At 43.8% G+C, this 6000-nt stretch carries 6 protein-coding genes; 3 read left to right on the top strand and 3 right to left on the bottom strand.

The features are described 5' to 3' along the window. Positions 1–323: IS4/Tn5 family transposase DNA-binding protein (locus H6F92_RS17435; protein WP_190357936.1), on the bottom strand; the 323-nt coding region annotated here is incomplete at its 3' end. 363 nt (positions 324–686) lie between these two features. Between H6F92_RS17435 and H6F92_RS17430 the strand changes: the two genes are divergently transcribed. Continuing rightward, on the top strand, positions 687–1457 hold the full coding sequence (locus H6F92_RS17430) for a class II glutamine amidotransferase (protein WP_190358873.1): 771 nt from the start codon (positions 687–689) through the stop codon (positions 1455–1457). 2 nt (positions 1458–1459) lie between these two features. On the opposite strand, the gene H6F92_RS17425 is transcribed toward H6F92_RS17430, so the two are convergent. Further along, positions 1460–2188: an ABC transporter ATP-binding protein gene (locus H6F92_RS17425; protein WP_190358872.1), complete on the bottom strand. Its 729-nt coding sequence runs from the start codon at positions 2186–2188 to the stop codon at positions 1460–1462. A 75-nt stretch (positions 2189–2263) separates the two neighbouring features. Between H6F92_RS17425 and H6F92_RS17420 the strand changes: the two genes are divergently transcribed. Next, positions 2264–2953: a Uma2 family endonuclease gene (locus H6F92_RS17420; protein WP_190358871.1), complete on the top strand. Its 690-nt coding sequence runs from the start codon at positions 2264–2266 to the stop codon at positions 2951–2953. 322 nt (positions 2954–3275) lie between these two features. Here the strand turns inward: H6F92_RS17420 and psaC are convergent, their stop codons facing one another. After that, complete coding sequence (gene psaC / locus H6F92_RS17415; RefSeq protein ID WP_002734319.1) at positions 3276–3521, bottom strand: photosystem I iron-sulfur center protein PsaC; 246 nt, start codon at positions 3519–3521, stop codon at positions 3276–3278. Between the two features lie 251 nt (positions 3522–3772). On the opposite strand from psaC, the gene acs reads away from it, so the two are divergent. After that, positions 3773–5743, top strand: coding sequence for an acetate--CoA ligase (gene acs, locus H6F92_RS17410; protein ID WP_190358870.1), 1971 nt, complete (start codon positions 3773–3775; stop codon positions 5741–5743). Positions 5744–6000 lie beyond the last annotated feature (257 nt).

Raw genomic sequence — 6000 nt, 5'->3', positions numbered from 1 at the left:
TAATCTAGATAACCCATTCCTTTTTTGGCTTTTTGCGTCGTAAAGTCTAAACTTGTTGTGTCTTGCACTGCCAAAACTATTGGATGTTCTTTGATTCTTTCTACTGTACTTTTGGCCTGGGCGGCAATTATATCTGAGGGGTGAAAATAGGGGGAATTCCAAAAGTCGTAGGTGGCACTCGCTGCGGCTAGATTTCCGGAAGCTTGTGGCACACTTGTACTAGGTTGGCTGGCCAAGTTTTCCACGATACTGATTAACCTTTTCTTTCTTCTGGTGTCCCCTAGGTCTGCATATTGTAATTCTTGGGCTGCCCATTTCTCCATTTTTTTGCTTACCTCCACCTTGATTCCTTCTTTCAAAACTATACCTATCAATCGTTTCCCCTTTTTTTAAGTTTCTTCTCTTTTTGTTAAGAAAGATCTGACTAATGGATAGCTTGATAAGGGGGGTGTCTGACAGTTTTTAACACCTACCGACAATCAACCCTACCTTGAGGGGGTTTGATCCCCCCTGTCAGCCTTGATAAGGGGGGTGTCTGACAGTTTTTAACACCTAGCTACTTAGTGCCAGATTAATTTCTTAGCTAGGATAGGCAAGAGGCAGCTGGAAAAAATTCTCCTGTCTCCTGTCACGGCTGCTGGCAGTAAGTAATTTTGCCGGCATCTGATATTCAAACTCAAGCAACTATGTGTCAACTTCTAGGCATGAATTGTAATGTCCCCACGGATATCTGTTTTTCCTTCGAGGGATTTTGTGCGCGGGGAGGAAAAACCGACGAACATCGAGACGGTTGGGGAATTGCTTTTTTTGAGGGTTTAGGTTGTCGAACTTTTATTGATGTTAAACCCTCGATCGCTTCTCCGATTGCGGAATTAATTAAAAACTATCCGATCCATTCTACCAATGTTATCGCCCATATTCGCAAAGCTACCCAAGGAGAAATTAAACTAGAAAACTGTCATCCTTTTCGGCGGGAATTGTGGGGGAAATATTGGGTTTTTGCCCATAATGGTAATTTAGAAAATTTCTCACCGGCTGCGGGAGATTTTTATCAACCGGTTGGGGACACAGATTCGGAAAGAGCTTTCTGTTTAATTCTTAATACCCTGCGAGAGACTTTTCCCCAGGGCAAACCTTCCCTAGAGCAACTTTATCAAGTCCTAAAAACTATCACAAATTCTATCGCTTGTCAAGGAATTTTTAATTATCTTTTATCCGATGGTGAACATTTTTTTGCCCATTGTTCGACGAAATTAAGCTATATAATCCGTCAGTATCCTTTTGCCGCCGCTCATTTAATTGATGAAGATGTGAGCGTTGATTTTCAAGCTTTAGCTCATCCCGGCGATCAAGTAGCAATTATTGCCACTACTCCCTTAACTGATAATGAAGTTTGGACAACGATTAATTCAGGAGAATTATTAGTTTTTCAGGAGGGCGCAGCAATTTTAAGTTAATCTTACCAATTGTCACTTTGTCGAGATTTTTCTAAATCAATTAACTGAGTTTTTAACCCTAACCAATCTAATTGATTGGCGCGGCAATCTGAACCAATTTTTCCCGCTTCTAGATAAATAACTCTCTCGGCAAATTCCTCTAACAAATCTAGTTGATGATTGACCATAATTATCGTCATTGACCTTTGATTATTTAATACTTCTAATAACCTGGTGGCCGTGCCTGTATCTAGAGCAGAGGTGGGTTCATCTAATAACAGTATGCTCGGTTCTAACTGCAAAGCTCTGGTAATTGCCACTAATTGTCTTTGTCCTAAAGATAATTCTAACTCCCCGCGCTCAAACCACTGTTGAGGAATTTTTAATAGGGATGTCCAATGGTCAATTCTCTGATTAATTTCGGCAGGTGTAAGTTTTTTTAATTGCAAAGGATAAGCGAGAGCATCTCGAACAGTCATCCCTAATAATTTCGACTCTTGTGGCAATAAAACTATCTGTTGTCGCAGGGAAATAACCGGTATTTCCTTAATCGATTTACCGTGAAAATAAATATTTCCCGTGCTGGGTTCCTGCAAACGATTTAACAATCGTAAAAGAGTCGTTTTTCCTGCCCCAGATGCTCCGACAATAGCTAACTTTTCTCCTTGCTTGATGCCAAAAGTAATATCTTCTAACAGATAAGCACTGCCGCGTCGGATAGCTAAATTTACTTGCTGTAGTTCTAAAATCAAGATTGGTCTTTTCCTTACTTAGTTCAAGTTTATTATATAATAAAAATAGCCCAATGAGTTCGGCAGGTATTCCCCATGGTTAGTCAAGTTAACAAAACCGAGATTATCTATCCTGAGAGCGACGGTAAACCGATGGCAGATAATACTAAACAATTTAACTGGATAGTAACGATTAAGCAGAATATCGACTGGTTATATATCGATGATCCCCAGGTATTTGTAGCGGGGGATCTGTTATGGTATCCCGTGGAAGGCCAGCCCAAAATTGCCGCCGCTCCTGATACGATGGTAGTATTTGGCAGACCGAAAGGCGATCGAGGTTCCTACAAACAATGGCAAGAAGATAATCTTGCTCCTCAAGTCGTCTTTGAGATTCTTTCTCCCAGTAACACCTCCATCGAAATGGCCAAAAAATTGCTATTTTATGATCGCTATGGAGTCCAAGAATACTACGTCTATGATCCCGATGATAATAGTCTAGAAGCTTGGCAGCGAATTGGTGACAGTTTAGACAGTGTTAGTGAGGTTAATAATTGGGTGAGTCCCCGTTTAGGCATTCGGTTTGACTTAACCGACGAGTTAAAAATTTATCGTCCTGATGGTACTCAATTTTTGTCCTACAGCGAAATTAATCAACTACTGGAGCAGGAAAAGCAACGGGCTGAAAATGAACGGCAACGGGCTGAACAGGCTAATCAGCAGTTAGTAGAAATGGAGGCAAAACTGCAAAAATATCGTCAACTTTTTGGAGAATTACCTAACTAGGGTTTGCTGAATAAATGTGAAATATAGACGAGGTAAGGGGTTTGGGGCCTGTTTGGCGAGGCAGGTGCAAGATTTTAAAGCTAGTGACTCAAAAACCTTGCATCTTGATCGGCGATTGCGTCCTGTAGGGGCGAAGCATTCGGGCAATAACTTATCGGTGAAACCGTAGATTTTCTATCCGAATGCTTCGCCCGTACTTTTTGCCGCAAACCCTAACTAAAATCTTCACTAGCGAAGGGAGTATAACAAAAAAAGAGGACTGGTTAGTCCTCTTAACAAGATTAGTTTTCGCTAAATGTTAAACACAGAATGATTGCTGGGCCTAGTAGGCTAGACCCATGCTGCGGGTGGTTTCTGCTCCGAGATAAACCCGAATGCTTAGGAAATCCGTCGGACAAGCCGTTTCGCAACGTTTACAACCAATACAGTCTTCCGTGCGGGGGGAAGAGGCAATCTGGGCAGCTTTACAGCCATCCCAGGGAACCATTTCCAGCACGTCGAGGGGACAAGCCCGAACGCATTGGGTGCAACCGATACAGGTATCGTAAATTTTAACGCTATGAGACATTGAATTATGACTCCTTACCGAGTGTTCTCCATGTTAAATTTCGGGTTTATCGGTTAGTTTACCTTACAGCGATCTGTTCATCGCTCGATCGGTGACATAACTTTAAACTCTGTAACACTTGGGGCCAAATGGCGATCGCTAGTCAGGGATCGGGCAATTCTAAAATAGCCTTAAAGAATTGCTTGCCGGGGTTACGGGGGGAACCGAAAAAGGTAATCTGGATCGCAAGATAATTTATTTCGTTTGCCAGTATGACAGAAATAGCGATCGAATCGATCCTACAGGAAAATCGGCTGTTTCCTCCCAGTGCCGAATTTTCTCAGAATGCCACAATTAAAAGCTTTGAAGAATACCAGCAACTCTACGCCAAAGCCAAGGCCGATCCCCAGGCTTTTTGGGCCCAATTAGCCGAAAAAGAATTACATTGGTTTGAAAAATGGTCAGAGGTTCTTGACTGGCAGCCCCCCTTTGCTAAATGGTTCGTCAACGGCAAGATTAATATTTGTTACAACTGTATTGACAGACATCTCACGACATGGAGACGCAATAAAGCCGCCATTATCTGGGAAGGAGAACCGGGAGACAGCCGCACCATTACCTACGAACAGTTACACCGAGAAGTGTGTCAATTTGCCAACGCTTTAAAGGAATTAGGCGTTAAAAAAGGCGATGTGGTCGGAATTTATCTGCCGATGATTCCCGAAGCGGCCATCGCTATGTTAGCCTGTGCCAGAATTGGCGCGCCCCACAGTGTAGTTTTTGGGGGATTTAGTGCCGATGCTTTGCGCGATCGTCTTAATGATGCGGCCGCTAAGGTGGTAATCACTGCCGATGGTGGTTTCCGCAAGGATAAAGTCGTTGCCCTCAAGGAACAGGTAGATCTGGCTCTAGCCGATAATAGCGCCCCCAGTGTGGAAAAAGTTCTCGTTGTTCAGCGCAGCAAGGAACCAATCAATATGGTTGCCGATCGCGATTACTGGTGGCATGATCTACAAAAACAGGTATCTGCTAATTGTCCGGCCGAACCGATGGATAGTGAAGATATGTTATTTATCCTCTACACCAGTGGTTCCACCGGCAAACCGAAAGGAGTCGTCCACACCACCGGCGGTTATAATCTCTACACCCATGTCACCTGCAAATGGATTTTTGACCTGAAAGACACCGATGTTTACTGGTGTACTGCCGATGTGGGTTGGATTACTGGCCATAGTTATATCGTTTACGGACCGCTTTCCAATGGTGCAACCACGGTAATGTATGAAGGGGTTCCCCGTCCCTCTAATTTAGGTTGTTTTTGGGATGTAATCGAGAAATATCGGGTTAATATCTTTTATACTGCCCCCACTGCTATCCGCGCTTTTATCAAAATGGGTGAAGATATCCCCAATAGCCGGGATTTATCCTCTTTGCGCTTACTGGGAACCGTGGGAGAACCGATTAACCCAGAAGCGTGGATGTGGTATCACCGGGTTATCGGTAAGGAAAAATGTCCGATTGTCGATACTTGGTGGCAAACGGAAACCGGGGGGATTATGATTACTCCCCTACCCGGGGCAATTGCCACCAAACCGGGGTCAGCAACCCTACCTTTTCCCGGTATTATCGCCGCAGTGGTGGACTTAGAGGGCAATCCCACCCAAGCGAATGAGGGGGGTTATCTGGTGGTCAAACATCCCTGGCCCGGTATGATGCGAACAGTCTATAAAAATCCCGATCGCTTCCGCAATACCTACTGGGAACAGATTGCCCCCAAAGATGGCCAATATCTCTATTTTGCTGGAGATGGTAGCCGTCGGGACGAGGACGGTTATTTCTGGGTAATGGGGCGCGTTGATGACGTAATTAGCGTTTCTGGCCACCGTTTAGGGACAATGGAGATCGAATCAGCTTTAGTATCTCATCCCGCGGTAGCAGAGGCGGCTGTGGTGGGACGGCCGGATGAAATTAAAGGGGAAGAAGTCTATGCTTTTGTGACTCTGGAGGGACATTATGAAGCGAGTCAGGAGTTAGCGCAAGCATTAAAGGATCACGTTGTCAAGGAAATTGGCATTATTGCTCGACCGGGAGAAATCCGTTTTACCGATGTACTGCCAAAAACGCGATCGGGTAAAATTATGCGTCGTCTCTTGCGAACTTTAGCATCAGGTCAAGAGATTTCCGGTGATACTTCTACTCTAGAGGATCGATCGGTTTTGGATAAATTACGGCAAGGTGCGTAATTTAATTGCCGGTTTTTTCTAGTAGTTAGGGTGAGGAATAAGAGTTAATCTTAATCTTATCTCACTCTAACGGGAGTGATGCTCGCTGAACATATTTGCTCAAGCAGCAAATCTATAGCTAATAATAATCCTCTTTAAAAGGTATAGGGGAAGTGGGAAGTAGGAAAAAACAATCCATAACTTGGGAGTTAATCACACGATTAAAAACGGATTTGGTATAATGACAAAGATAAGAGCCAAGGGAAATTATAGGAGTT

Origin of the sequence: Microcystis wesenbergii FACHB-1317 (genome assembly GCF_014696875.1) — a bacterium.
GTDB classification, from domain to species: Bacteria; Cyanobacteriota; Cyanobacteriia; order Cyanobacteriales; family Microcystaceae; genus Microcystis; species Microcystis wesenbergii_A.
Note: the sequence above shows the minus strand (reverse complement) of the source record. Positions and strands in the feature narration are given on the sequence as shown.